Raw genomic sequence first — 26,093 nt, 5'->3', positions numbered from 1 at the left:
TCGCATCGGATCGAAAGGCGTCGGGGCTGAAGCCCCTCCCACAACTGCATGAGCTCGGTGGGAGGGCCTTCAGGCCCGATGCTTTCGGCGCAGGTCGCGGTGTCGCGTCGGATCGAAGAGCGTCGGGGCTGAAGCCCCTCCCACAAGCAGTCGAATCCCGCTCAGCGCGGCAGCAGGTCAAAGCCGAGCAGCACCGGATCGTGGTCGGAGCTGCGCCACGGTCCCGCGCCGCCGTTGCGGTAGCCGGCGCTGTCGGGTTCGTCGGCGTTGACGTGCCACTCGGCCGCGCCGCGCAGGGTCGCGGCCAGCGCCGGTGAGAGCAGGGCGTGGTCGAGGCGGCCGAGTTCGCCGTCGTAGACGTAGCTGTAGGGCGAGGCGACCTTGGCCGCGGCGAACGCGTCCTGCCAGCCGGCCGCGTACAGCTCGCGCAGCGGTTGTTCCTGGGCATAGGCGTTGAGGTCGCCGACGATCATCGTCAGCGCGCCGCCGCTGCGGGTCGGGTCGGTCTTCAGCCACGCGTCCAGGCGCCGCGCCGAATCGCTGCGCAGCGCGTTCCAGCAGGCCGCGCCGTCGCCCTGGTCGCGGTCGGCGCCTTCGGCGTCGCGGCAGCCCTTGGACTTGAAGTGGTTGGCCGCGACCACGAACGCCGGGCCGCGCGCGCCGCCGGCGCCGAGCGCCTGGAACGCCTGCGCCAGCGGCACCCGCGAGTGCGGGCCGAACGGGCCCTGTTCCAGCGTCGCGGCCAGGCCGCGCGCGGCCACGCGCTGGCCGCGGTAGATCAGGCCGACCCGGATCGCGTTGTCGCCGGGGCCGCGCACCGCGAGCGCGCAAGGCTGCTTGCACGGCGCGGCGTAGCGCCAGTCCTGGGCGCCGCCGCTTGCGGCATCGGCGCGGTCGAGCGCGGCCACCAATTGCGCCAGGGTCGAATCGGGGCCGTAACCGTCGTTCTCCAGCTCCATCAACGCGGCCACGTCGGGGTTCATGGCGTGGATGGTCTCGACCAGCTTGGCCAGCTGGGCGTGGAATTCGGCCTCGGTCCGCGCGCCGCGCGGGGTCGGGAAACCGCCGCCGCGGCCGTCGCCGTTGAACAGGTTCTCCAGGTTGAACGCGGCGATGCGCACCTGGCCGTCGACCCGCGGCGGCTGTTGCGGGCGCGGCGCCGGCTGCAGCGCCGGCGCGCGTTCCAGGCGCAGGCCGGGGCCGTCGCCGCGCGGCAGGGCGATGCCTTCCACCGCGCTCACCGCGCTGCCGCTGCGGGCGCGGTAGGCCTCGTCGCCGAGCGCCTCGCCGCTGAGGGTCAGGCGCCGGCGCAGGTTGTCGGCGGCGACCGCGCGCGCGGCCTCGCTGCCCGGCATGGCGCGTTCGCCCGGTTGCCACAGCGGGCCGTCGAAGGCGACCGCGACGGTGCCGCGCTCGCGGTCGCGGTCGGCCAGGACCAGCGGCGCGTCGATGCGCACGCGCATGCCGGCGAGCGCGTTCCAGTCCGGCGCGGCGGTCAGCGCGAGCGGCGCGACCGGGCGCAGCCGCGCCCGCGCGCGCATCGGTTCGATCCGTTCGGCGTCGATCGCCAGCAGGCTGGCGGCGCGGCCCTTGCCGGCGGCCGGCAGCGCGGCGCGATGGACCCGGCCGGTCACCTGCACGTTCTGGCCCGGCGCCAGGCCCGCCGCGGCCGGGCCGAGCACCCAGATCGCATCGGAGGTGGCGGCGTCGCCGTCGCCGGCGTCCTGCAGCAGCCAGCCCGGCTGGCCGTCGGCGCCGGCCAGGGCGGCGGTGACGGTGCCGGCCACGCGCGCCTGGGCGGCGTCGCCGCCGGCCTGCAGGGAGCCGATCGGCGCCGCTTGCGCCTGCGCCGCCGCGTCGCGGTCGGCGCGCGGCGCGCTGGCGCAGGCGGCCAGCAGCAGGCAGGGCGCGAAGGCGAGGGCGGGGCGGATGCGCGTCATGGCGGGCTCGGCGGGACGGAGGGAGCGGCCATTATCCGCAGCCCGATTGCGCTCCGTCGTGTGCCGTGTGGCGGCAACGCGGGTGCCGCCGGGCCTGTCGGGCGCGTGCGGGACGACGGCCGCGGCCGGCGCCGGACCCGCGGGCGTCGGGCCGGAAACGAAAAACGCCGCCCGAGGGCGGCGTTTCCGGATCGGCGCGGGCGCGGCGGCACGCGGCGTCGGCTTAGGCGTCGGCTTACTTGATGTTGCCGAGCATCCAGTCGACCGTCGCGCTGACCTGTTCGTTGGTCAGGGCCGGGTTGCCGCCCTTGGCCGGCATGATGCCGGTCGAGCCGGTGAAGCCTTCGATGGCGTGCTTGTGCAGGGTGTCCTTGCCCTTGGGCAGGCGCGTCGCCCAGTGCGAGGCGTCCAGGGTCGGGGCGCCGCCGGCGCCGGACTTGTGGCAGCCCGCGCACAGGCTGTCGAAGATCACCTTGCCGTCGAGGGTGCCGCCGTAGGCCACCTGCGAGGCCGCCTTGGCCGCCGCCGCGGCGACCGCCGCCTGCTGCGCCGCCGCGCCGGTGGCGCCGGCGTAGACCGCGCCGGTCGGGGCGATGCGGTTCTCGGTGCGCTGCGCCGCGCGCGGGTCGACTTCCTGCGGCAGCTGCTTGTGGACGAAGTAGGCCGCGATCATCAGGCCGAGGGTCACCAGCATCAGGAAGCCGATCACCATCGAGAATTTCTTCAGGAATTCCAGGTCGTAATTGCGCACGGTCCACCTATTGCGTGCGCCCCGCCCGGGGGCGCATCGAGCCATCGACGTGGCCGCCACCGGGGTTCGGCGCGACCGCTGCACGGACCCGCCCCACGACGGACCCGCCGTCCGCCGCCTGGGCGGAACCGCGGGCCGGGAATGCCGGTCGGGTAGTTCCGCCGGACAGTTTAGCCCAAAGCTCGCTCTGCGCGGATCGGTCGCTTGCGGCCCGGTCCGGCCCGCGCGAACCCGCGCCGTTGCGGGCTTTGCGCCCCCCGCGGGCGGGCGCGCGGGCGACTTGTGCGCCTTGCGCCGGCCAGCGCCCGCCCCTATAACCTTTCCGATCCATGAGCACGGTCACGGACGATGATCGCGGCGGCGCCCGGGCGCCACCGCGCGCAGCGCCCCGCGATCCGGACGCTTCGCGCCGCGCTGCCCTGGCTCCTCACCCAAGGACACCCCCTCAAGGACCGCCCTATGTCCCGCTGGACCACGCAAGAACTGATCGCCCGCCTGCAAGCCACCTTCGGCGCCGAGAACGTCGAGGAAGTGCCGACCGCCGACGCGGCGATCCAGGTGACCCTGCCCGAGAGCGGCGACCTGGGCATCACCATCGCCCTGACCGACCGCGAGATCTTCGTCTCCACCCCGCTGGTCGAATCCGGCCAGGTCCGCGACGCGCACGGCTTCAACGAGGCCTGCCTGCGCCTGAACCCGATCAACCCGCTGTCCAACCTGGGCCTGACCACGATCAACGACCGCGACGTCTACATCGTGTTCGGCGAGATGGCGCCCGACTCCAGCGCCGAGCAGATCGAGCTGGAAATCCGCACCCTGGCCGACAACGCGATCGACGCGGTGGAAGCCCTCAAGTCCTACCTGGTGAGCGCATGAGCATCCTGCAGAAAATCCTGACCCTGTTCCGCGGCACCGCGCACGAGGCCGGCCAGGCCGTGGTCGACGCCAACGCGCTGAAGATCCTCGACCAGGAGATCCGCGACGCCGGCACCGAGCTGTCGCGGTCCAAGGAAGAGCTGACCAAGGTCATGGCCCAGCGCCAGCTGCAGGCCAACCGCAGCAAGGACCGCTTCGCCAAGAAGGCCGAGTACGAGACCTACATCGCCGGCGCCCTGCGCCAGGGCAACGAGCAGCTCGCGCGCGAAGTGGCCGAGCGGCTGGCGGCGGTCGAGAACGACCTGAAGAACGACGAGCAGGCGATCACCAGCTACGACAACAGCATCAGCCAGCTCAAGACCGCGATCGCCGCCACCGAGCGCAAGCTGGCGCGGGTCAAGCAGCAGGTCGACACGGTCAAGGCGACCGAAGCGGTGCAGCGCGCGCAGACCGCGGTGGCCTCGCGCCACTCCGGCGCCAACGGCAAGGTCACCACCGCGCTGGACTCGCTCGAGCGCATCCAGCAGCGCCAGGCCGAACGCGGCGCGCGCCTGGAAGCGGCGGCGCAGCTGGAATCGGAGGCCGGCGAGGGCGACCTGAACAAGCGCCTGCAAGCGGCGGGACTGCTGCCGGAGTCGACCAGCGTCGACAACATCCTGGAGCGTTTCCGCGAGAAGCCGGTCCAGCAGCTCAGCCACGAGCCGCTGTCGCTGCCGGCGGCGGAGATCAAGGAAACCGACAAGGTCGAGCGCAAGGACTGAAGCAAGCGCCGGCGGCGGCCGCGAGGTCGCCGTCGTGCGGGCGGGGCGGGTGTGGGGCGGCTGCGCTTTCGCTGCGGTGAGGCTGCGATGCGGCTCGCTATCGACGCAGGCGCGGTTGCGCGGTCGCGGCTTGCGCCGCTCCTACAAGGGGGCGGCCGTTTGCGACGCAACCCACCCACCCTCCGTCATTCCGGCGAAAGCCGGAATCCATTTTGCCGTTGCCGTTGCCGTTGCTGTTGGCTCCGACGCAACCCCACGCAAAGCCCATGCTTGCAGCCCCGGAGGGCGCGCGCATGGATGCGCGCGCGCGCCATGGGGCAGGATGCCCCTTATGGCGCGGCCCCGCGCCCGGTGCTGGACTTAGTGGCTTGTGACCTTAAACAAGCGTTTTTCTTTGGCTACTTTCTTTTGTCGCGCTGACAAAAGAAAGTAGCTCGGCCGCTTGCGGACGAAAGCTCTTGATGGTGGCTTGTCGTCGCGCGACACATCGGTAGCGGCGAAAGCAGCAGCAACGTCAACATGGGTTCCGGCTTTCGCCGGAATGACAGTGGCGGGGTTGCGTACCCGACTATAGGAGCGGCGCGAGCCGCGACCGCGACAACGCAACTACGCCGTAACTTTCACTGTGTTTGCGATGGCGCGGTCGCGGCTTGCGCCGCTCCTACAGGGGGCGTGCCGCGGCGGGTTCTGCTTTTGCGTGTGCCTGCGGGTGACGACAAGCGAACATCAAGGGCTTCCGTCCGCAAGCGGCCGGGTCACTTTCTTTGTCTTAAGCCACAAAGAAAGTAACCAAAGAAAAGGCCTTGTTTTTTCGGATCAAGAGCCACTATGGCTCAGCGTGGCGCGGGGCCGCGCCATAAGGGGCATCCTGCCCCATGGCGCGCGCGCGCATCCATGCGCGCGCCCTCCGGGGCTGCGGGGCATGGGCTTTGCTTGGGGATGCGTCCGAGCGAACAGCAACAACAACGGCAACAACAACCGCAACACCCGCCGCGTTTTCGCGCAGAATGTGGCCCATCCGACGAACGCCGGCATCCGACCGTTCGTCCAGCCCAGGACAACACGCCGCCGCACGACGCGTCGGAGCAAGGGGAAAGGGACGTTGAGACAGCGCACGCCGCCATCGCCATCCGGACCGGCGCCATGATCGTCCTGGGCAAGCTCTACCGCAGCCTGCGCGGCCACCTGCGCCGGATCGGCTGGGGCGTGGTCGCGCTCGCGCTGGCCGTGCACATGTCGGCGAGCTGGCTGCTGCTGGCCTGGGCCGGCGAAGCCAAGCTGCTGGGCTGGGATTCCTTCGTCTACTACTACGTCACCACGGCCAGCACCATCGGCTACGGCGATCTCTCGCCGGGCAGCGCCGCCGGGCGCTGGGTCGCGGCGTTGTTCGTGATGCCCGGCGCGATCGCGTTGTTCGCCTCGATCCTGGCCAAGACCAGCGCGGGCCTGCTCAATTTCTGGAGGCGCCATCAGGTGGGCAAGATGAGCTACGAAGACATGCGCGGCCACACCGTGCTGATCGGTTGGCACGGCCGCGAATCGCAGCGGCTGGTGCAGTTGCTGCTGGCCGACACCCATACCGACGACGAAGGCATCGTGCTGGTCGCCGAAGGCGTGGCCGAGAATCCGCTGCCGGACCAGATCCGCTTCGTCGCGGTCGACTCCTACGCCGACTGCGGCGAATACGAGCGCGCCGCGCTCGCCACCGCGGCGCGGGTGATCGTGCACGCGGTCGACGATGACCGCTCGCTGGCGGCGGTGTTCGCGGTCATGGCGCAAAAGCCGTCGGCGCACATCGTCGCCCATTTCGAATCGGCGGCGGTGGCGCAGCTGGTGCGCAGCCACTACCCGCACGTGGAGTGCACCCGGCCGCTGCACGTGGACGTGATCGCGCGCGCCGCCCAGGACGCCGGCAGCTCGCTGGTGGCCGGCGAATGGCTCGGCGCGGGCGGGCCGACCCAATTCAGCTTGCAGGTGCCGGCGGCGGCCGCGCCGGTGCGCGCGGGCGCGCTGGCGGCGGCGTTCCGCCAGGAAGCGGCGCTGTGGATCGGCTACCGCGACGGGCGCACGTCGGCGCCGGTACTGAATCCGCCCGATCATGTCGAGATCGCGCCGGGCACCTTGTTGTATTACCTTGCCGACGCGCGCATCGACGGCGCGCGCCTGCCGTGGGCGTCGCTCGCGGCGGACTGAACACACCGAAGACGAGGTCAACGCGATGGGTTGGTTGGACGGATTGTTCGGCGGCAAGAAGCGCGAGGCGGACAAGCCCGCGGCGCCGTTCGCGCACGAGCTGCCGCTGGGGCTGCGCATCAACGGCCGGGTCGCGTTCGACACGCTGACCTTCCGCGCCAACCCGCAGGCCTGGACCCTGCGCCTGCCCGAAGGCCACCAGGGCATTCCGTGCTACGGCCATATCGACCTCAAGGGCGGCCACGCCCTGCATCGCTTCTATCTCGACGAAGACGCCTACCTGCAGGTCAGCACCGCCAACGGCCAGGTCGAGGGCATCAAGGCCTTCGTCTTCCACGACACCGTGAATCCGGCCAACCAGGCCGCGTTCAAGCGCTTCATCCACGACAGCCCGCACCTGGGCGCGGCGTCGATCGAGTACGCCGGCCGCACCTGGCACCGCGAGTTCGGCGACGACGTTGCCGAACGGGTGCCGCCGGTGGTCTACGACGAAGTGCTGTACCGCCACGACCCGCCGCGCCGCGACGACGACCTGACCCACTACGCGATGCTGTACCGACGCGAGATTCCCGAGCTGGAACGCGACGAGTTCCTGCTGGTCACCGCCGAGGACTACGGCCCGAGCGAATTCGTGGTCACCTACGCGCTCGGCATCGACCTCAACACCGCCGACCTCGACATCACCTGACGCCGCCCCGCGCGCCGCCGCGCCGCATTCATCGCAAGGACCCACCATGGACGCACCGATCAACGCCCACAGCTTCCTCAATTTCCTCGCCTACGCCGGCACCGGCATCGGCGTGCTGATCCTGGCCGCGCTGGCGGTGTCGCTGATCACCCCGCACCGCGAGCTGAGCCTGATCCGCTCCGGCAACGCCGCCGCCGCGACCGGTTTCGCCGGCACCCTGGTCGGCCTGGCGCTGCCGCTGCATTCGGCGATCTCCAACTCGGTCAGCCTGGTCGACGCGGCGATCTGGGGCGCGGCGGCGGTGGTGGTGCAGGTGTTCGCCTACCTGATCGCGCGCCTGGTCGCGCCGAAGCTGTCGCAGCAGATCACCGACGGCCAGGTCGGCGCCGGCGTGTTCTACGCCGGCGTGTCGGTCAGCGTCGGCCTGATCAACGCCGCCGCGATGACGCCGTGAGCGATGCCATGACCACCAACGCCCACGATTCCGCGCCGCGCGGCAAGCGCTCGCGCAACCTCAAGCTGGTGCTGATGGCGGTGGCCGCGCCGGCGGTGCTGGCCGGCTGCGACGACGATCCCAGCGGCAAGATCCTGACCTCGCGCGAAGAATGCACGGTGCAGACCGAGATCTCGCGCGAGGAGTGCGAGAAGGCCTACGGCCAGGCCCTGGTCGAGCACGAAAAGGTCGCTCCGCGCTTCGAGAGCCAGCAGGAATGCAACCAGCAGTTCGGCGCCTGCACGCCGCTGCAGGGGCAGCAGGCGAACGCCAGCCAGCCCTACTACATCCCGCCGATGACCGGCTTCCTGCTCGGCTACGCGGCCTCGCAGCTGATGAGCGGCGGCAACCGCTACTACCACATCGGCGGCGTCTCGCCGCTGTATCGCGATTACCAGGGCGGCCGCTATCTCAAGCCCGACGGCAAGCAGATCAGCACCCACAGCGGCACCGTGTACGGCAGGAAGGCCGGCGATACCGCATTGCCGGCGCGCGCGGTCACCGTCTCGCGCGCGGGCTTCGGTTCCAGCGCCGCGGCGCGCGGCGGTTTCGGCCGCAGCAGCAGTTCCAGCAGCAGTAGCCGCAGCTTCGGCCGCGGCGGCTGATCCCCACCTCATCGAGCGCGCATGAAACGCATCGTCGTACCCGAACGCCCGGACTGGCGCGAACAGGCCGAGTCGCTCGGCTTCCGTTTCCACACCATCGACGGCGCGCCGTACTGGGACGAGCGCGCTTACTACGCGTTCGGCCTGCGCCAGATCGAGGACGAGATCGAGCAGCCGACCCAGGAACTGCACGACATGGCGATGGCCCTGGTCGACGAGGTCGTCGGCTCGGAGCGATTGCTGGAACGGCTGGCGATCCCGCGCGAGTATTGGGACTGGATCGCCGATTCCTGGCGCCGCGGCGAGCCGCACCTGTACGGCCGCATGGACCTGGCCTACGACGGCCGCGGCCCGGCCAAGCTCTACGAGCTCAACTACGACACCCCGACCTCGCTGTACGAAGCCGCCTACTTCCAGTGGCTGTGGCTGGAGCAGAGCATCGCCCGCGGCGCGCTCGGCGAGGGCAGCGACCAGTACAACCGCATCCAGGAACTGCTGATCGAGACCTTCGGCGCGCTCGCCCGCGACAAGCGCATCGCCACGCCGGTGCACTTCGCCGCGGTCGAGGATTCGCCCGAGGACCAGGGCACGGTGCGCTACCTGCGCGACTGCGCCGAGCAGGCCGGCGTGGACACGCTGGAGCTGAGCATCGAAGGCATCGGCCTGAGCCGCGAGGGCTATTTCACCGACGGCGACGACCGGGTCATCCGCACCTTGTTCAAGCTGTATCCGCTGGAGTGGATGTTCGTCGAGGAGTACGGCCCCAAGCTGGCCGGCTCGCGCGTGCAGCTGATCGAGCCGGCGTGGAAGGCGATTCTGAGCAACAAGGGCGTGCTGCCGCTGCTGTGGGAACGCCATGCCGGCCATCCGAACCTGCTGGAAGCGCATTTCGAGGACGCCGATGCCGGCGAACTGGCGCCGGGTTGGGTGCGCAAGCCGTTGTTCTCGCGCGAAGGCGCCAACATCGAGCTGGTCGGCCTGGACGGCGAGCGCCTGCGCAGCGACGGCCCGTACGAAGACGGCCCGACCATCCGCCAGGCCCTGCACCCGCTGCCGCGCTTCGACGGCGCCGACGGCGAGCCGAACTATCCCTTGATCGGCAGTTGGGTGGTCGCCGACCAGGCCGCCGGCATGGGCATCCGCGAGGACGAAGGCCCGATCACCCAGGACAGCTCGCGCTTCCTGCCGCACGCGATCGTCGAGGACTGAGGCGCGGTAGGCGGAAAAGCCTCGAAGCCCGATGCCGTGATTTGAGTGGTGGTAGGGCCTTCAGGCGCGATGCTCTTGTTTCAGATCGCCATGTCGCCGCGGATCGAAAAGCGTCGGGGCTGAAGCCCCTCCCACAACAGCGGCAGGCAGGCCGATCCTGCTCCTGTGGGAGGGCCTTCAGGCCCGATGCTTTTGTTTTAGGTTGCTATGTCGCTAAGGATCGAACAGCGTCGGGGCTGAAGCCCCTCCTACAACAGCCGCAAGCCGTCGCAGCTTTTGTGGGAGGGCCTTCAGGCCCGACGCTCTCGTTTCAGGTCGCCGCGCCGCACCGGATGCGCAAAGTTTCCGAAGCGGCCTTCACTCCAGCGCCTGGTACACCAACGTCGGAAACACCGACTGGATGTCGGTGCGGTTGGGCATCAGCTGGATCATCAGCACCATCACCAGCCGCGCCTGCGGATCGACGCGGTATAGCGTGCCGTAAGCGCCCGCCCAGCCGTACGCGCCCTCGCCGTCGAGCCCGTTCGCGCCGTAGCGTTCGGTGACTTCGAAGCCGTAGCCGAAGCCCTTGCCTTCGTCGGGATACAGCGCGCCGGACTGGTTGCTGCGCATCAGCCGCACGCTGCGCGGCGAGAGGATGCGCACGCCGTCGAGTTCGCCGCCGCGGTGCAGCGCTTCCAGGAAGCGCGCGTAGTCGCGCGCGGTCGACAGCAGTCCGGCGCCGCCGGCGAAGTTGCGGCGCGGGCCGTCGACGTAATGCCCCTGGCCGCGCGCGCCGTCGGGCGCGCGCGCGGCGCGGCCGTCGTCGCCGCTGGCGTACACCGCCGCCAGCCGCTCGCGCTGCGCCGGCGGCAGGAAGAAGCGGGTGTCGCGCAAGTCCAGCGGTTCGGCGATGCGGGTGCGGACGAATTCGTCCAGCGCCATGCCCGAGGCGCGTTCGACCACGCAGCCGAGGATGTCGGTGTTGTAGCCGTAGACCCAGCGCTCGCCGGGCTGGGCCACGAACGGCAGCGTCGCCAGCCGCTCCATCGTCGCGCAGGTGGCTTCGTCCTTGTCGGCGGTGTACCAGCCGTAGCCCGCGGCCGGGCCCAGGCCCTGGGCGCGGTAGGCCTCCTTGATCGCGGCATCGGTGCCGTAGGAAATGCCGGCGGTGTGGGTCAGCAGGTCGCGCACGGTGATGCGGCGCTTGGCCGCGACCGGTTCGCCGCCGGCGACGGCGACGGTGGTCTTGGCGAAAGCCGGGATCGTGCGGCCCACCGGTTCGTCCAGGCTGAGCTTGCCTTCCTCGGCCAGCATCAGGATCGCCGCGCTGGTCAGCGCCTTGGTCTGCGAGGCGATGCGGAAGACCGTGTCCTCGCGCATGCGCCGGCCGGCTTCCTTGTCGCTCCAGCCGAACGCGCGCTGGTACACCGGCTTGCCGTCCTGCAACACCAGCGCCACCGCGCCGGCGATGCGGCCGTCGTCGATGTAGCGCTGCAACGCGGCGTCGATGCGCGCGAGCCGTTGCGCGGCGATGCGGGTGCCGGCGGGCGTCGCGGCTTCGCGCGCGTCGGCGGCGGGTACCAGCAACGCGGCCAGGAGCAGGAGCGATTTCAGAGCAGGCAGGCGCATGGGCGGAGGCCGTCGGCAAAGCCGCGACCATACACCACGGCGCTTCATCGCAGGCCAAGCATGCGCAGCGTCGCGAGGCGCGCGATCGCATTGCACAGGCTTTGTGCCCATCGAATGCATCGCAGCCACGAGGCGCGACGGCGAAGCGAATTGGTTACCCGAGAAACCGCACGGTGCCTGCGTCGCAGTTTTACAACGCAGGCGAACGATGAACGATTTAGCGTCATATGACGAATGCGAAAACTGCGAAACGCTTCCGCAATTCGGCCTGCGTCCGGCGTTGAAGCATCGCAGCCGACGCGTTTGCGCCGACCCAAGATGATCGCGACGGCAGCCAACGCCGCCACGGTCCGCCGGCCGTACCGGCGCTTGCATCACTTGATGAGGGGAAACACGGATGACTTCGCACTTCAACGTACCCAAGCGCATCGCCCTGGTCCTGGCCATCGCCGCCGCGGTGCCGGCCGCGCACGCCGCGCCGCCGGCGGCGCGCGCGCTGGCGATGCAGCAGGCGCAGGGCCTGCTCTCGGCCAATCGCGCCGTACTGAAGGCCGACGCCGAGGATGTGTTCGAAGCGCGCGACGTGGCGGCCGACCGCGACGGCGTCGAACACGTCCGCTTCGAGCGCCGCTGGCGCGGCATGCCGGTGATCGGCGGCGACGTCGTCGCGACCAGCGCGCGCGGCCGCTTCGGCGCCGCGTCGCTGACCCTGCGCAGCGCGCTGCGCCCGACCGGCGAGGCGCGCCTGAGCAAGGACGACGCCGCGGTCGAAGCCGGCTCGCGCTTCCGCGGCCGCGTCGACAAGGTCTATTCCAACCAGGCGGTGGTGTACGCGCGCGGCGCGGCGCCGGTGCTGGCGTACGAGGTGATCCTGTCCGGCGCGCAGACCGATGCCCACTCGGGCCTGGTCAAGTATTACGTGGATGCCGCCAGCGGCAACGTGCTCGACGTGCAGGACCTGGTCCAGACCGCGGGCGCCGTCGGCACCGGCAAGTCGCTGTACTACGGCGACCTGAGCATCGCCACCGACCAGAAGAGCGCGACGAAGTTCGACCTGATCGACACCACCCGCGGCAACGGCGCGGTCCACGACGCGCAGGGCAAGACGGTGTCGGACTTGTTCAGCATTCTGTTCCTCAACGGCCCGGTGCTGACCGACGCCGACAACGTCTGGGGCAACACCACCACCAGCGACCGCAACAGCGTCGGCGTCGACATCCACTACGGCGTCGGCGCGACCTGGGACTACTACAAGAACGTGCACGGCCGCACCGGCCTGTCCGGCGACGGCAAGGGCATCAAGAGCTACGCCCACACCACGTTCAAGACCTCCACCGGCGCGATCACCGGCGCCAACGCGGCCTACGTGGCGCTGACCAACACCATGTTCTACGGCGATGGCGACGCCGCGCGCGGCTTCAAGCCGGTGGTGGGCATCGACGTGGCCGGCCACGAGATGACCCACGGCGTGACCGCCAAGACCGCCGCGCTGGCGTACTCGGGCGATGCGGGCGGGCTCAACGAATCGGCCTCGGACATCTTCGGCACCCTGGTCGAGTTCTACGCCAACAACGCCAACGACCCGGGCGACTACCGCATCGGCGAGATGGTGCGCACCGAGCCGGGCAAGGCCCTGCGCGACATGTACAACCAGGCCGCCGACGGCAAGTCGTTCAACTGCTACCCGGCCGGCGGCTTCGATCCGAACCTGGCGGCCGGCGGCATCCACGATCCGCACTACACCTCCGGCGTCGGCAACCGCTTCTTCTACCTGCTGGCCGAAGGCGCGGTGGTCCCGGCCGGTTCCGGGCTGACCCCGGCGCAGCTGGTGTGCAACGGCGACACCGCGATCGCCGGCATCGGCCGCGACAAGGCGGGCAAGATCTTCTACCGCGCGCTGACCACCAAGTTCACCAGCAACACCAGCTACCCGCAGGCGCGCACCCTGACCCTGCAGGCGGCGGCGGAGCTGTACGGCGCGGGCTCGCCCGAGCACACGGCGGTGGCGCGGGCGTGGAGCGGCGCCAACGTCAATTGATCCTCCCGCACCCTCGATGCAGCGAACGGCCCGCCCTGTGCGGGCCGTTCGTTTTTGGGTACGGCGTTGGGGATTTGCGCTAATTCGTCGCGCGCTGGGACGAAAGCGTCGGGGCTGAAGCCCCTCCCACAAAAGCCGCTGCGCGTCATGGCCTTTTGTGGGAAGGGCTTCAGCCCCGACGCCTTGCGGTCCGATGCGACGCAACGAACTGGAACCAGCGCAGCTAGCCCGACGACCCCCGCGCAATCGGCTTATGCGATCCTGACCGCCCGTTCCCGCCCGTTCCCGCCCTTCGCGCTCATGACCGCCGACGCGCCGGCCACCGCCGATTCCGCATCGCCCGATCCCGGGCAGGCGTTCTTGCGCGAAGCCGGCGACATCGAGATCGAGGCGTTCGGCCGCCGTTTCGCCGGCCACGCCTGCCGTTTCGACCTGGGCGCGTATCGCGACGGCCTGTTCGCGCGCTACGGCATCGAACTGCCGGCGCAGCTCGACCGCGCCGTGCCCAAGCGCCGCAGCGAGTTCCTGGCCGGGCGCCTGTGCGCGCGCCGCGCGCTGGACCGGCTCGGCGCGGCGCCGGCGACGGTCGCGATCGGCCGCGACCGCGAGCCGCTGTGGCCGCCCGGCACGATCGCGTCGATCACCCACGCCGGCGACCGCGCGCTGTGCCTGGCCGCGAGCGACGCCGACACCCTCGGCCTGGGCGTGGACATCGAACGCCCGCTCGATGCCGCGCGCGCGGCGGAGATCCGCGGCCTGGTCGTCGACGCCGACGAGCAGGCGCGGATCGCGGCCGGCTTCGCCGATCCGGCCGCCGGACTGGCGGCGACGTTCTCGGCCAAGGAAAGCCTGTACAAGGCGCTGTTCCCGCAGGTGCGGCGCTTGTTCGGGTTCGAGGCGATGCGGCTGGTCCGGGTCGGGCCGCAACGCCTGGACTTCGCCTGCGCCGAGGACCTCGCCCCCGGCGTGCGCCGCGGCCAGGGCTTCGCCGCGCACTACCGCTTCGACGCCGACGGCGGCGTGCTGAGCCTGGTCTGGCTGCCGCGCGCGGCCTGAGCGGCCGCGCCGGCGCGGTGCGCGCGCACGGATTCGAACCCGAGCGCCGGCTGCGATCCCGCGGTTTCGCGCGGGCCGGCACCGGCACGGCGTTGCGCGCGCCGTGGTTCGTCCAGGCCGCGCCGCCGCGTCAGCGCGGCTTTGTACGACAATAGGCCGATCATGCGTTGCCTGTTGATCGACAACTACGACTCCTTCACCTGGAACCTCGCCGACCTGATCGGCCGCGCGTTCGGCCAGGCGCCGACCGTGCTGCGCAACGACGCGGCGGATTGGGACGGGCTGCGCGCCGACGCGCGCTACGACTGCATCGTGGTTTCGCCCGGCCCCGGCAGCGCCGCCCACGCCGCCGACCTGGGCCTGTCGCGCCCGGCGATCGAACGCACGGCCCTGCCGTTGCTCGGGGTGTGCCTGGGATTCCAGGCCATCGCCCACGCCAACGGCGGCCGCATCGCCCACGCGCCCGAGCCGGTGCACGGCCGGCCCGCGCGCCTGCGCCACGACGGCCGCGGCCTGTTCGCCGGCCTGCCGCAGGATCTGGTCGCGATCCGCTACCACTCGCTGATCGCCGCCGCGCCGCTGCCGCCGGAGCTGGAAGCCAGCGCGCACAGCCACGACGGCGTGATCATGGCGCTGCGCCATCGCCGGCGGCCGCAATGGGGCGTGCAGTTCCATCCCGAGTCGGTGCTGAGCGAGCACGGCCTGGCGATGATCGGCAACTTCCGCGAACTCGCGCACCGCCATCGCGGCGGCGTCGCGCTCGGCTGGCGCGAAAGCGCCGCGGCGGTCGTCGCTGCGCGCGCATCGGTGGCGGCGGTCGAGTCGGTCGGACCCGCAGAACCCTCAGAACCCGCCGCACCGGCCGAGCGGATCGAACCCGTCGCGGCGACGCCGCCGGCCGCGCTGCGCGCCTGGGCGCGCGCGCTGGAGCCCGCGCCCGAAGCCGAAAGCGCGTTCGCGCAGTGCTATGCGCAGTCGCCGCACGCGTTCTGGCTCGACAGCCAGGTCGCCGGCGACGCGGCGTGTTCGTTCATGGGCGACGCCGACCCGGCGCAGGTGCTGGCCTACCGCATCGGCGACGACGACGCGGCGCTGTCGGGCGGGCACGCCTTGCTGGCGCAATTGCGCGCCGAACTGGCGCAGGCGGTCGCCGGCCCCGCCGACGCGTTGCCGTTCGAATTCCGCGGCGGCTACGTCGGCTACTTCGGCTACGAAGCCCAGGCCCTGTTCGACGGCGAACGCGGCCACCGCACCGACGCGCCCGATGCATTGTGGATGCGGGCGCGCCGCTTCCTCGCCTTCGACCATGCCAGCGGCCGCGCCTGGGCGGTCGCGGTCGCCGACGCCGACGGCGCCGACGATGCGCAGCGCTGGCTCGAACGCACCGCCGAGCGCTTGCGCTCGCTGCCGCCGGCGCCGGCGCCGTGCGCGCCGCCCGCATTGGCCGGGCTGGACGTGGCGATGGACCTCGGCCACGACGACTACCTCGCCGCGATCGGCGAATGCCGGCGCGCGATCTTCGAAGGCGAGTCCTACCAGGTCTGCCTGACCAACCGCCTGCGCGTGCGCGCGCCGCTCGACCCGCTGGCGCTGTACCGGCACCTGCGCCGCGGCAACGCCGCGCCGTTCGGCGCGTTCCTGCGCAGCGGCGCGCACTGCGTGCTGAGCACCTCGCCGGAGCGCTTCCTGCGCGTGGACGGCGCCGGCCGCATCCAGGCCAAGCCGATCAAGGGCACCATCCGCCGCTCGTCCGATCCGGCGCTGGACGCGCAGTACGCGCAGCGCCTGGCCGACTCGGACAAGGACCGCGCCGAGAACCTGATGATCGTCGACCTGATGCGCAACGACCTCAACCGCGTCGCCGAACGCGGCTCGGTCGAAGTGCCGGCATTGGCGGCGATCGAGAGCTACCGCACCGTGCACCAGCTGGTCAGCACGGTCGAAGCGCGGCTGCGGCCGCAGTGCGACCTGATCGACCTGCTGCGCGCGAGCTTCCCCGGCGGCTCGATCAGCGGCGCGCCCAAGCGCCGCACGCTGGCGATCATCGACCGGCTCGAGCGCAGCGCGCGCGGCGTGTACTGCGGCTCGATCGGCTACCTGGGCTACGGCCGCGTCGCCGACCTCAACATCGGCATCCGCACCCTCGCCTTCGACGGCGAGGAACTGTCGTTCGGCGCCGGCGGCGCGATCACCTGGCTGTCGGACGCGGAATCGGAATTCCAGGAGATGCTGCTGAAGGCCGAAGCGGTGTTGCGGCCGTTGTGGGATTACCTGGGCGGCGGCGCGCCGTTCGCGTGCGAAGTACGCGCGGATCGGTTGGCGGTGGAGCCGAACGGATAGTCCGCGGCGGCGGTTGTGTCGAAGTATTTGCGTTGCTCGCTGCGATAGACGCGGCGCCGGGCGCGGCAACGTCGATCCGCTCGCATCGCGATCCGCCGTCGAGAAGGAACGCCCGCCATTCGCGGCATGCAATCCCTCATTCCAGCGACGCGGTAATCCATTTCGATGGTCGACGGTGCGATCAGTCGCGTATGCGCGATGGCCGATGCCGATTGCGCTACGAGGGTCCCGCTCTCGGAAAGACCGTCATCGGCGTAGACGCAGTCTCCGAGACGACTGCGCCGGAAGATCGGAGACAGCTCTGCTTTCGCTGAGATTCGTGACGTCAATCGTTTTTGCGTTCAGGTATGCGAGGACGTTTGATTGGAAATCTGCACACGCGCTGTGCCAGCCGGCTCAGGTTGATGAAAAACGCGGTTTCCTCACGCAATTCAGCTTGGAAACGGTCGGAGCCGTTGCTATGTTCTGGGCCATCCGCCGGCTGCAACCGCTCATGGAGCTTACGCGCGCGGAGCACACTCAAACGCGTCTCCACGGAAAGGAGAGGTCATGACTGTCAAGTCGTCCAAGCCCGAAGGATCGCTCGCGGATCGTCCCGGCTCATCCGCGACCACTGCGTTGTCGTCCGAGTTGAACGACATGATCCACAGCGATGGCCGCACTGCGCTGGCGAAGAATCTGGACTCGCTGGTCCACGCCGAAGTCGCGCCGCCAACCGATCTGGGCGGCATCGCCCTGCAGGCCGCCGATGCGATCGATCCGAAGATCGGCCAGGCCGTGTCCGGGGCCGCGACCGCCGCGGGCGCGGTGCAGGCGCTTGCGCGAGGCGGTGCGGCCAATGCGGTCGGATTGGCCGAAGGCGCTTTGCAGGCCGGTGCGGCGCTTTCGCCGCAGATCGCCCAGGCGGCCAAGTTCGCGCCGTTGGCCAAGTCCGCGCTCGGCGCGCTGGGCCTGGTCGACAACGCGCCGCGCGGGGTGGACGGACTGGACGATGCGCTCAAAGCCGGCAGTGCGATTCTGCCGGCCGATGCGTCCGCGCCGATGCAGAACTTCGCGCCCAGCCGCGCCGATCGCGGCGGCGCCGATGCAGGGCAGGCCGGCTCCGCCGCACTCGGCTACGACGAAAGCCGGCGTCTGCTGCGGCTGTACTCGCCGCTGGGCAGCGACAAGAAGCTGCTGGTGCGCTCGATCGAGGGCGAAGAGGCGCTGTCGCGCGTCGGCGGCTACGCGCTGGAACTCGCATCGCAGAACCCGGCCATCGACCACAAGGACGTGCTGAGCAAGAACCTCACCGTGGCGGTGCGTCAGGACGACGGCAGCGAGCATCCGATCAACGGCTATGTCAGCCGTTTCGGCTATGCCAGCGCGGATGGGGCGCTGAGCGTGTACACGGCCGAGCTGGTGCCGTGGCTGTGGTTCCTGGGCAAGCGGGTGAATTCGCGCATCTACCAGAACCTGGGGCCGGCCGAGGTGTTGCAGAAAGTGTTCGCCGATTATGGCGCGCTGGCCGACTTCGAGTTCCGGATCTACGACCCGCCGGCCGCGGAGACCTACCTCACCCAGTACAACGAAAGCGATCTGCATTTCGTCAGCCGGGTGATGGAACGCTACGGCTTGTTCTACTACTTCGAACATCGCGCCGACGGCCATACCCTGATCGTGTGCGACGATTCGACCCACCCGCAGGGGTGTCCGCCGCAGCAGCGTCATGCCGTAGTGCCCTGGCGCGCGCAGACCCTCAACGACAGCGAGCAGGCGATGACCCGGCTGTCGTCGATGCGCGAGCTGCAGCCCAGCTCGATCGCGCTCAATACGTACCGCTTCAAGGAACCTGGCGGCTCGCAGTACCTGGAGTTGCCGTCGATCGCCGACCAGGGCGACGTGCCGGCGCTGCAGGTTTACGACGGCAATCCGGCCTACGCTTACGCCAATCGCGACGAGGGCGAAAAGCAGGCGCAGCGGCGGCTGGAAAGCTACGAATGGCAGGCCAAGCGGTTCACCGCCCAGACCGACTGCCGCGCGATCACTGCCGGGCGCACCCTGCGCGTGGCCGAGCATCCCCTGCTCGGCGAGGACGCCGAGAACTGCAGTTTCCTGGTGGTCGGTCGCCAACTGAGCGCGCGCAACAACTACGGCCGCACCGAGGATCGCTCGGAAGACTACCGCAACACCCTGAGCCTGATCCGCAGCAAGATTCCGTACCGGCCGGTGCGCGAGCACGCCAAGCCGGTCATGGCCGGCGCCCAGACCGCGACGGTGGTCGGTCCGTCCGGCAAGGAAATCCACACCGACGAATTCGGCCGGATCAAGGTGCAGTTCCCGTGGGACCGTTACGGCGGCAACGACGATTCCAGCTCGTGCTGGATCCGCGTCTCGCAGCCCTGGGCCGGTCGCGGCTGGGGCACCGTCGCGATTCCGCGGGTCAACCAGGAGGTGATCGTCAGCTACCTGGAAGGCGATCCGGATCGGCCGGTGATCCTCGGCCGCCTGTTCAACGCCGAGCAGCTACCGCCGCGCAGCCTGCCCGACGCTGCCGACGTGATGGGCTTCGTCAGCCGTTCCACGCCGGGCGGCGGAGGCTTCTGCGAGATGACCATCTGCGACCGCAAAGGCCAGGAGCTGATCAACCTGCATTCGCAGAAGGACATGGCGATCACCGTGCAGGACAGCGAGGCGCACGTGGTGGTCAAGGGCAATCGCCAGATCGCGCTCAACACCGGCGACGAGAGCAAGAACATCGCCCAGGGCAGCCTGTCGGAAACCATCGCCAAGAAGCGCTCGACCCAGGCCAATACCGTACAGGTCACCGCCAAGGGCGGGGCCGCCGGGCCGGGCACCCAGCTGTACGAGGCCACCGACCAGGTCACTCATCGCGTCGGCGACGGCTCGGTCACCATGACCAAGACCAACATCGTGATCAAGTTCGGTCCCTCCAGCATCACCCTGAGCGCGAACGGCATCTTCATCGACGGGCCGGTGATCCACCTCAACAAGGACAAGGGTTGACGCAGCATGTTCACGATGAACGAAGGATCGTTGGCTATTCCCGCCTCGTGGAAGGACGAGACCATCAACCTGCTCACCACCGTGCGCGGCGGCGGCTCGGGACTGAGCTTCACCATCTCCCGCGACAGCCTGCCCTGGGGCATGGGGTTCGACAGCTTCGCCAGGAAAGAGATCGACGCCATCGCGTCGAGCCTGAAGGAGTACGAGCAACTCGCGCGCGAACCGATGCAGGTGGACGGCGAGGAGGCGGTGCTGTCCGAGTTCCGCTGGAGTTCGGCGCAGGGGCCGATCCATCAGTGCATGGTGCTGACCGCGCGCGGCCAGCGCGCATTGATCTTCACCGCGAGCATGCAGGGGCTGTTGTCGGCGGAGCAGAAGCAGCAGGTGCTGGAACTGATCGGGACGTTTCGCTTCAAGCAGGAACAGGCGCAGGCGGAAGCCGAGTAAGCGCTACGGCGTCCTCCACCCATCGCGGCCCGGAATAAGGAGATTCCCATGACTGTGTCGGCTTCGGTCGCGCTTGGCGCCGCACGCAGCGGCACCCGCACGGCTGCGATGGAGGTGGTGCGCGAGCCCGCTTCGCAGGGCTACCAGATACCCAACCCCGATGTCAGCGGCGCCGACCGGCTCAACAACGGCGCGCTCGACTTCCTGGAAAGCGAAGGCTTCAACAACATCGTCATGGTCGCGCAGACCGGCTTCGGCATGTACACCGCGGGCGCGGCCAGCGCGGCCACGGTGACCGCGGCCGGCGGCACCCTGGGCGCCGCCGCGACCGCTGCCGCGGTGTCGGCGGCTTCGGTGCTCGGCATCACCGCGGTCGGCATCGGCAGTTTCATGCTCGGCAATTACCTCGGCGACAAGGCCGCGGACGCGGTGTTCGGCGACCTGCTGGGGATGAAGAAGATCGCCACCGAAGGCGACATGCCCGCACGCATGGGCGATCCCATCGCCCACGTCAACAAGAATCTCGGCCTGCTGGGCGCGCTGGTCGGCGCGGCGCTGGTGATCGCGGTCGGCGTGGCGACCTGCGGCGCCGGCCTGGTGGTGATGGCCGCGGCGGTCGCCGTCGCCGGCGTGGCCGGCGGCGCCATCGCTGGTTTCGCGTCCAAGGCCGGGCAGTACGGCGCCAACAAGGGCGCGATCATGCTGGGCTCGCTCAATGTCTTCTTCGAGGGACGTCCGGTGGCGCGGGTGGGCGATCCGGTGATGTGCTCCGACCATCCCGGGCCGATGGTGCTGGCCGAGGGCGCGCGCACCGTTTACGCCAACAACCGCAACATCGTCCGCATCGGCCACCGCACCACCTGCGATGCCAACGTCAACGACGGCTGCAAGACCATCGTGGAGACGATGGAAACCGCGCAGGTGTTCGAGATCAAGGACAGCCGCTCGCCGTATTTGCGTTGGGCCAACGTCATCACCAACTTGCTGCCGCTGCCGCGCAAGGGCCGGCGCGGCGCGCCGGAGCACGGGCCGGGCCGGCCGCCGCACGCCGAACCGGCGACCAAATCCGGCGAGGGCAGCGGTTGTTCGCCCTCGCAATGCACCAAGCCCGGCGAGCCGGTCGACGTGGGCAGCGGCGACTTCATCCAGGAATGGCCGGTGCTGGACCTGCCGGGTACGATCCCGCTGCGACTCGAGCGCCTGTACCGCTCCACCGCCGCGTTCGCCGGCGGCTTCGGCGACAAGTGGGCCGACACCTGGTCGCAGCGGCTGGAGTTGGGCGAGCAGACCGTCACCTACCACACCGAGTTCGGTACCACCCTGGTGTTCCACACGCCCGACGACGAAGTCGAGGCGATGAACCTGCGCCAGGCGCGTTACCTGCTGTTCGGGCGCCGCTCGCAGGCTCTGCGCCTGTACGACCGCCAGACCCGGTTGGTCTACAGCTTCGAAGCGGCCGATGGCCGGCTGCGCCGCCTCAGCGACATCGAGGACCGCAACGGCAACCGTATCGGTTTCCTCTACCAGGACGGCGGACTGCGCGCGATCGAGCACAGCGACGGCTACCGGCTGGACGTGCGCCAGGAACAGGGACGGCTGCGTTCGGTGCGGTTCGCCGGCGGCGAGTTCGACGGCCTGGAACTGCTGCGCTGCGACTACGCCGATTCGGGCCAGGTCGGCGACTGCGCCAGCTACCAATTCGGGCGGCTGTTCCACGAGTACGACCGCGCCGGCCGCATGATCCATTGGCGCGATACCCGCGCCACCCAGGCCTGGATCGACTACGACGAGTTCGGCCGCGCCGTCGCCACCCGCACCGCGGGCGGGCATTACGACGATCGCTTCGAATACCTCGATGCCGAGGCGTGCACGGTCTACCGCGATGCCGAGGGCGGCGTCACCCGCTACTACTACAACCGCGACGGCCTGGTCGAGCGCATGGTCGACCCGCTCGGGCACGAATGGCTGACCGAGTGGGACGAGTGGACCCACAAGCAGTCCGAGACCGATCCGCTGGGACGCACATTGCGTTACCACTACAACGATTTCGACGAAGTGATCCAGGTCGACCTGCCCGACGGACGCAGCCAGCGCTATGAATACGCCGGCGACGGTTCGCTGCATGCGGCGCAGGCCGAGGACGGCGGTCGCTGGGAGTTCCAGTACGATGGGCGCGGCAACCTGATCGGCGCGATCGATCCGCTCGGCCGGCGCACCGGATACCGAATCGGCGCGAACGGCGAAGTGCTGCGCCAGGACAATCCCGACGGCACCCAGCTGCGCTACGGTTACGATCGCCACCTGCGTCTGGACGAGGCGGTACGCGCCGACGGCACCCGGCTGCGTCTGCGCCACGACGCCTTCGGCCGGGTCACCGAGGCCATCGACGCGCTCGGCCACATCACCCGCTACGAATACGCCGCCGACCACGCCCACCCGCGCGGTTCGCTGAGCCGCGCGGTGCTCGACGACGGCAGCGCGCAGGAGATCGGCTACGACAGCGAACTGCTGGCCGTGCGTTACCGCGACGGCGAAGGCCGGCAGACCCACCGCCGCTACGGGCCGTTCGACCTGCTGGAGGAGATCGCCTTCCCCGCAGGCAACGCCATTCGCCTGGAGTACGACAAGCTGACCCGCCTGACCGCTGTGGTCAATGGCGTCGGCGAGCGCTACCGCTACGAGTACGATGCGCTCGGGCGGCTGGTCGGGGAGACCGACTACAGTGGCATCGTCACCCGTTACGCCTACAACGCGGTCGGCTGGCTGGTCGAAACCCGCCGCCACGACGGCTCGCGCGTGGCTTACGAGAACGACCCGCGCAGCGGCCGGTTGTTGGCTATACGCCGGCACGCCGCCGATGCGACCGATGCGGACAGCGACGACACCGAGATCGGCTACGACGAACAGGGGCGGCTGACCAGCGTGCGCAATCGCGACTGCTTGGTCGAATACGAGCGCGACGCGCACGGGCGGGTGATCGCCGAGCGCATCGACGGACGCGAAGTGCGGCTGAGCTACGACGCCGATACCGGCGCGCTGGCGGCGATGGCCGCTGGCCCGCGCAGCCTGCAGTGGCAATACGACCTCAACGGCGCGCTGGCCGCGCTCGGCACGGACGGGCACGCGCCGTTGCGGATCGCACGCGATGCGCTCGGGCGCGACGTGCGCTGGCATAGCGAAGCCGGCTTCGAACTGCGGCAGCAATTCAACGCGCTGAACCTGCTGACCGGCCAGATCGCCGGTCGCGCCGAGTCGGTTCCCGACCCGCGCGCGCCGGCTTCATCGGCGCCATCGTTGCCGCCCCAGGTGCAACGCGGCTACCGCTACGACCGCGCCTTCAATCCGATACACATCGACGACCGGCGCTGGGGCGCGAGCCGCTATCGCTACGACGCCAACGGCCAGGTGACCGGCGGCCGTTTCGACGCCAGCCGCTGGGCGCCGGCGCTGGACGAGGGTTTCGACTACGACGGCGCGTTCAACCTGATCAACCGCACCCTGTCCAACCTGCCCGGCGTGGAACGGCAGAGCCTGCGCCAGGACGGCGGCCGGGTGGTGCGGCGCGGCCGCAGCGAATACCGCTACGACGCGCTCGGCCGCTTGGTCGAAAAGACCGAACACCGCGACGGCTTCCGACCGCAACATTGGCGTTATCGCTGGGACCACGACAGCCGCCTGGTCGAACTGACCACACCGCAGGGCGAGCGCTGGCGCTACGCCTACGACGGCTTGGGCCGGCGCATCCGCAAGTTCAAGTCGCTGCCGGGCGGCCGTATCGCCGGCGCCGTGGCGACCCATGCAGCAGGTGGCGCACCGAGCGGTCCGTCGTCGTCTGCCGCGGCCACGGCGAACGGCGCAGGCCAACGCGGCGGCGACGACCGCCACGCGCCCCAGATCGTCGGCGAGCAATACCAATGGAGCTTCGACCAGCTGATCGAGGCCGCACCGATCTACGCCGACGGCACCGTCGCCTACGACCGCGCCGTGCAATGGGACTACGCGCCCGGCGCCGTCGTGCCGATGGCCCAGCTCCGCGGCGGCAAACGCTGGTACGTGGTGTCCGACCACATCGGCACCCCGCGCGAACTGCTCGACGAAACCGGCGAAGTCGTCTGGTCCAACCAACCTGAGGTATGGGGCCGGCAGCGGCTATGGCAGCGCAACGCCGCAAACGACGATGCCGTGGACTGCCCGATCCGGTTTCCGGGGCAGTACTTCGATGCGGAGAGCGGGCTGCATTACAACCGGCATCGGTACTACGATCCGGACACGGGGCAGTATTTGAGTCCGGATCCGTTGGGGTTGGAGGGCGGTCACCGCCCGCAGGCTTATGTCGGAAATCCCAATGGCTGGATCGATCCACTCGGTCTGGCGGCCTGTCCGGTACGCGTCGTCAACGATACGAAGATACACGGCACAGGGCAGGTGGATCGCACGCCTGGACATAACCAGTTTTCGGAGGTCATAGCGAACAAGCTGGCGATGTCGGGAAAGTTCACCGATATCTACTTGAACAGGGCGTACAACACCCATACCGGAGGTGGCGTATCCAGAAGGCGGCCGGACATCATGGCCGTCGATCACAATGGCAAGATTCATGCGATAGAGATCGCGTCTAGGACGGATATGAGATCCAATACCTTCTGGAACTTCCTGACATCGCGCAATCGAACTGCGATGTCGAATCTGCCCGTTGGTCAAAGAGGTGACATCATCTCGATCCGACATCCTTACAAGGCAACTCGGATAAAATCCGATCTGGACAATTGGCTGAACGGATTGTGATGGCGAACTCGAAAGGCAGCGCAACCGGCATGGCGTTCTACGGATTGCCGGACCAAGTCGATGCGCAGCGATTGTTGGAGATCGCGCAGACGTTCTTCGTGGATCTTGGGCTCAAGCCGAACACCGTCTCCTATTCGGTGAAGCTCCCGCAAAACGCTCGTGGCGAGGATATCGGATGGAAAAAGGCCGATATCTCCACTCTTCGCGAGGCGTTGGCGACGGAGGGGGCGCATGATTTCTATCTGGAGTGCGTGCCCCCGAAGTCGTCGCAGTGGATCTGTTCGGCCTCTTTCCTCACTACATGGTTCTTGGCGGATAAAGAGGAGTACGACAATGCCGGCCGGTTGGTCTGTACCTACTATTGCGCCGATTCTGCGCAGCTCAACCGGATATTCATGCGCTTGGCGCGGGAAATGGATGATTTGACCCGGACGCCGTACGCAATCGCCTACGAAATCGACGGAGACCTCGCCGATGTTTCGAGCTATGCAAACGCGGACGGATTTTTGACGATCTTCAAGAATGAGGACGCGCGGGCCTGGAAGACACAACTCCCGCTTGGATCGAGGAACGTGCCCAAGCAGTACGTCGAGCGGATGCGTATGGTCTATCCCTGCAATCTGCTCGGGCCTGCCCATCTCGCCCATACGATCGAAGGCGGGAGCCTGTACGACTGGATACACGCTGCCAGCGACCGGGGGGCGCTGGAGGCCTTAGCCAGTGGCGGGGCCGTCTGGACGGTAGCGCCGGAACATCTGGAGCGGATCAACTCGATCCTGGGCGAAGCGGGTCTGCTTATCGGTTGGAAGCCCAAGCCGTCCGCACTTTCATCCAGACGGTTGCCGGGGTAATTGCTGTCGCTCGTTCCGCCGCGCCGGACCGCTCCATCGCCATGCCAGCCACCCCAGCGCCGGCAAGGCCGCCAACAGCCCGGCATCGAACCACAGCGGAAACTCGCCGCCCAGATTGGTCACCGCCCACAGCGCGAGCGCGGTCAACGCCGCCCATGCCGCACCGGCCTGCCAGCGCGCCGCCACCGGCGCCCAGCGCGCGACGATCCACAGTGCCAGCGCGGCCGCGGCGACGGTCCAGGCCAGGTCCCAGCTCAGCCGCGCCGCGCCGCCCGGCGGCAGGCGCAAACGCGCGGCTAATTCGCCGCCGCTCCAATTGAGCGCGAGGAACGCGATAGCGGCGAGGATCAACGCCAGCAGCGAAGTCAGGAAGAGGCGCAGCGTGCGCAGTGCCGTCATCGCTTCGCCCCCCGTCGATAGGGGGCGCGGCGTCGGTCGCACGT

19 protein-coding genes and 2 pseudogenes are annotated in these 26,093 nt (G+C 69.5%); 16 read left to right on the top strand and 5 right to left on the bottom strand.

The features are described 5' to 3' along the window. Positions 1-48 precede the first annotated feature (48 nt). Positions 49-132: a DUF6053 domain-containing protein gene (locus tag JHW41_RS27750; RefSeq protein ID WP_425606441.1), complete on the top strand. Its 84-nt coding sequence runs from the start codon at positions 49-51 to the stop codon at positions 130-132. A 29-nt stretch (positions 133-161) separates the two neighbouring features. Here the strand turns inward: JHW41_RS27750 and JHW41_RS25545 are convergent, their stop codons facing one another. Next, complete coding sequence (locus JHW41_RS25545) at positions 162-1,940, bottom strand: ExeM/NucH family extracellular endonuclease (RefSeq protein ID WP_250448405.1); 1,779 nt, start codon at positions 1,938-1,940, stop codon at positions 162-164. 235 nt (positions 1,941-2,175) lie between these two features. Continuing rightward, complete coding sequence (locus JHW41_RS25540) at positions 2,176-2,691, bottom strand: c-type cytochrome (RefSeq protein WP_057949800.1); 516 nt, start codon at positions 2,689-2,691, stop codon at positions 2,176-2,178. A gap of 459 nt (positions 2,692-3,150) precedes the next feature. Between JHW41_RS25540 and JHW41_RS25535 the strand changes: the two genes are divergently transcribed. From JHW41_RS25535 to JHW41_RS25505, 7 genes are all read left to right on the top strand, one after another. Next, entirely contained in the window at positions 3,151-3,567 is a 417-nt protein-coding gene (locus JHW41_RS25535) for a YjfI family protein (protein WP_057949801.1), read from the top strand. Beyond that, entirely contained in the window at positions 3,564-4,328 is a 765-nt protein-coding gene (locus JHW41_RS25530; protein WP_057949802.1) for a PspA/IM30 family protein, read from the top strand. Before JHW41_RS25535 ends, JHW41_RS25530 begins: the two co-directional genes overlap by 4 nt. A gap of 1,143 nt (positions 4,329-5,471) precedes the next feature. After that, positions 5,472-6,521: a potassium channel family protein gene (locus JHW41_RS25525; RefSeq protein WP_309152831.1), complete on the top strand. Its 1,050-nt coding sequence runs from the start codon at positions 5,472-5,474 to the stop codon at positions 6,519-6,521. A gap of 25 nt (positions 6,522-6,546) precedes the next feature. Next, positions 6,547-7,209: a DUF2491 family protein gene (locus JHW41_RS25520; RefSeq protein WP_057949804.1), complete on the top strand. Its 663-nt coding sequence runs from the start codon at positions 6,547-6,549 to the stop codon at positions 7,207-7,209. A gap of 46 nt (positions 7,210-7,255) precedes the next feature. After that, the gene (locus JHW41_RS25515) at positions 7,256-7,663 is read left to right on the top strand and encodes a DUF350 domain-containing protein (protein WP_123645995.1); all 408 of its coding nucleotides are present in this window, start codon (positions 7,256-7,258) and stop codon (positions 7,661-7,663) included. 8 nt (positions 7,664-7,671) lie between these two features. Beyond that, positions 7,672-8,307 (top strand): DUF1190 domain-containing protein, encoded by a 636-nt coding sequence (locus JHW41_RS25510; protein WP_250448403.1) that lies wholly within the window; start codon positions 7,672-7,674, stop codon positions 8,305-8,307. A gap of 21 nt (positions 8,308-8,328) precedes the next feature. Further along, complete coding sequence (locus JHW41_RS25505; RefSeq protein ID WP_250448401.1) at positions 8,329-9,516, top strand: glutathionylspermidine synthase family protein; 1,188 nt, start codon at positions 8,329-8,331, stop codon at positions 9,514-9,516. 205 nt (positions 9,517-9,721) lie between these two features. Here the strand turns inward: JHW41_RS25505 and JHW41_RS27745 are convergent. Together JHW41_RS27745 and JHW41_RS25500 are read right to left on the bottom strand one after the other, a co-directional pair. Next, a pseudogene (locus JHW41_RS27745) lies at positions 9,722-9,826 on the bottom strand (DUF6053 domain-containing protein); the annotation flags it as partial. 47 nt (positions 9,827-9,873) lie between these two features. Further along, on the bottom strand, positions 9,874-11,127 hold the full coding sequence (locus JHW41_RS25500; RefSeq protein ID WP_250448399.1) for a serine hydrolase domain-containing protein: 1,254 nt from the start codon (positions 11,125-11,127) through the stop codon (positions 9,874-9,876). 397 nt (positions 11,128-11,524) lie between these two features. Between JHW41_RS25500 and JHW41_RS25495 the strand changes: the two genes are divergently transcribed. From JHW41_RS25495 to JHW41_RS25465, 8 genes and pseudogenes are all read left to right on the top strand, one after another. Continuing rightward, positions 11,525-13,165 carry a M4 family metallopeptidase gene (locus JHW41_RS25495; protein ID WP_250448397.1) on the top strand — a complete coding sequence of 547 codons (1,641 nt, stop codon included), beginning with the start codon at positions 11,525-11,527 and terminating at the stop codon, positions 13,163-13,165. 113 nt (positions 13,166-13,278) lie between these two features. Continuing rightward, a pseudogene (locus JHW41_RS27740) lies at positions 13,279-13,392 on the top strand (hypothetical protein); the annotation flags it as partial. Between the two features lie 73 nt (positions 13,393-13,465). Then, a complete protein-coding gene (locus JHW41_RS25490) occupies positions 13,466-14,221 on the top strand; it encodes a 4'-phosphopantetheinyl transferase family protein (RefSeq protein WP_250448395.1) in 756 nt (251 codons plus the stop codon). A gap of 162 nt (positions 14,222-14,383) precedes the next feature. After that, on the top strand, positions 14,384-16,561 hold the full coding sequence (gene pabB, locus JHW41_RS25485) for an aminodeoxychorismate synthase component I (RefSeq protein WP_250448393.1): 2,178 nt from the start codon (positions 14,384-14,386) through the stop codon (positions 16,559-16,561). A 639-nt stretch (positions 16,562-17,200) separates the two neighbouring features. Beyond that, positions 17,201-19,567, top strand: coding sequence for a type VI secretion system Vgr family protein (locus JHW41_RS25480; RefSeq protein ID WP_250448391.1), 2,367 nt, complete (start codon positions 17,201-17,203; stop codon positions 19,565-19,567). A 30-nt stretch (positions 19,568-19,597) separates the two neighbouring features. Beyond that, a complete protein-coding gene (locus tag JHW41_RS25475; protein ID WP_250448389.1) occupies positions 19,598-20,014 on the top strand; it encodes a DcrB-related protein in 417 nt (138 codons plus the stop codon). 48 nt (positions 20,015-20,062) lie between these two features. Next, the gene (locus JHW41_RS25470; protein ID WP_250448387.1) at positions 20,063-24,799 is read left to right on the top strand and encodes an RHS repeat-associated core domain-containing protein; all 4,737 of its coding nucleotides are present in this window, start codon (positions 20,063-20,065) and stop codon (positions 24,797-24,799) included. Then, a complete protein-coding gene (locus JHW41_RS25465; protein ID WP_078996182.1) occupies positions 24,799-25,650 on the top strand; it encodes a hypothetical protein in 852 nt (283 codons plus the stop codon). Before JHW41_RS25470 ends, JHW41_RS25465 begins: the two co-directional genes overlap by 1 nt. Here JHW41_RS25465 and JHW41_RS25460 read toward each other — a convergent pair. Then, a complete protein-coding gene (locus JHW41_RS25460) occupies positions 25,627-26,049 on the bottom strand; it encodes a hypothetical protein (RefSeq protein ID WP_078996183.1) in 423 nt (140 codons plus the stop codon). The two genes, JHW41_RS25465 and JHW41_RS25460, sit on opposite strands and share 24 nt — an antisense overlap. Positions 26,050-26,093: the final 44 nt, after the last annotated feature.

It is taken from the genome of Lysobacter enzymogenes (genome assembly GCF_023617245.1).
Taxonomy (GTDB): Bacteria; Pseudomonadota; Gammaproteobacteria; order Xanthomonadales; family Xanthomonadaceae; genus Lysobacter; species Lysobacter yananisis.
The sequence above is the reverse complement of the archived record's forward strand: the minus strand, read 5'-3'. Positions and strand labels throughout refer to the sequence as shown.

What these genes read in the sequence shown, in the direction of transcription:
- JHW41_RS27750 (WP_425606441.1), top strand. Translation starts at nt 49, where the DNA reads ATGAGCTCGGTGGGAGGGCCTTCAGGCCCGATGCTTTCGGCGCAGGTC.
- JHW41_RS25545 (WP_250448405.1), bottom strand. Translation starts at nt 1,940, where the DNA reads ATGACGCGCATCCGCCCCGCCCTCGCCTTCGCGCCCTGCCTGCTGCTG.
- JHW41_RS25535 (WP_057949801.1), top strand. Translation starts at nt 3,151, where the DNA reads ATGTCCCGCTGGACCACGCAAGAACTGATCGCCCGCCTGCAAGCCACC.
- JHW41_RS25530 (WP_057949802.1), top strand. Translation starts at nt 3,564, where the DNA reads ATGAGCATCCTGCAGAAAATCCTGACCCTGTTCCGCGGCACCGCGCAC.
- JHW41_RS25525 (WP_309152831.1), top strand. Translation starts at nt 5,472, where the DNA reads ATGATCGTCCTGGGCAAGCTCTACCGCAGCCTGCGCGGCCACCTGCGC.
- JHW41_RS25520 (WP_057949804.1), top strand. Translation starts at nt 6,547, where the DNA reads ATGGGTTGGTTGGACGGATTGTTCGGCGGCAAGAAGCGCGAGGCGGAC.
- JHW41_RS25515 (WP_123645995.1), top strand. Translation starts at nt 7,256, where the DNA reads ATGGACGCACCGATCAACGCCCACAGCTTCCTCAATTTCCTCGCCTAC.
- JHW41_RS25510 (WP_250448403.1), top strand. Translation starts at nt 7,672, where the DNA reads ATGACCACCAACGCCCACGATTCCGCGCCGCGCGGCAAGCGCTCGCGC.
- JHW41_RS25505 (WP_250448401.1), top strand. Translation starts at nt 8,329, where the DNA reads ATGAAACGCATCGTCGTACCCGAACGCCCGGACTGGCGCGAACAGGCC.
- JHW41_RS25500 (WP_250448399.1), bottom strand. Translation starts at nt 11,127, where the DNA reads ATGCGCCTGCCTGCTCTGAAATCGCTCCTGCTCCTGGCCGCGTTGCTG.
- JHW41_RS25495 (WP_250448397.1), top strand. Translation starts at nt 11,525, where the DNA reads ATGACTTCGCACTTCAACGTACCCAAGCGCATCGCCCTGGTCCTGGCC.
- JHW41_RS25490 (WP_250448395.1), top strand. Translation starts at nt 13,466, where the DNA reads ATGACCGCCGACGCGCCGGCCACCGCCGATTCCGCATCGCCCGATCCC.
- pabB (WP_250448393.1), top strand. Translation starts at nt 14,384, where the DNA reads ATGCGTTGCCTGTTGATCGACAACTACGACTCCTTCACCTGGAACCTC.
- JHW41_RS25480 (WP_250448391.1), top strand. Translation starts at nt 17,201, where the DNA reads ATGATCCACAGCGATGGCCGCACTGCGCTGGCGAAGAATCTGGACTCG.
- JHW41_RS25470 (WP_250448387.1), top strand. Translation starts at nt 20,063, where the DNA reads ATGACTGTGTCGGCTTCGGTCGCGCTTGGCGCCGCACGCAGCGGCACC.
- JHW41_RS25465 (WP_078996182.1), top strand. Translation starts at nt 24,799, where the DNA reads ATGGCGAACTCGAAAGGCAGCGCAACCGGCATGGCGTTCTACGGATTG.
- JHW41_RS25460 (WP_078996183.1), bottom strand. Translation starts at nt 26,049, where the DNA reads ATGACGGCACTGCGCACGCTGCGCCTCTTCCTGACTTCGCTGCTGGCG.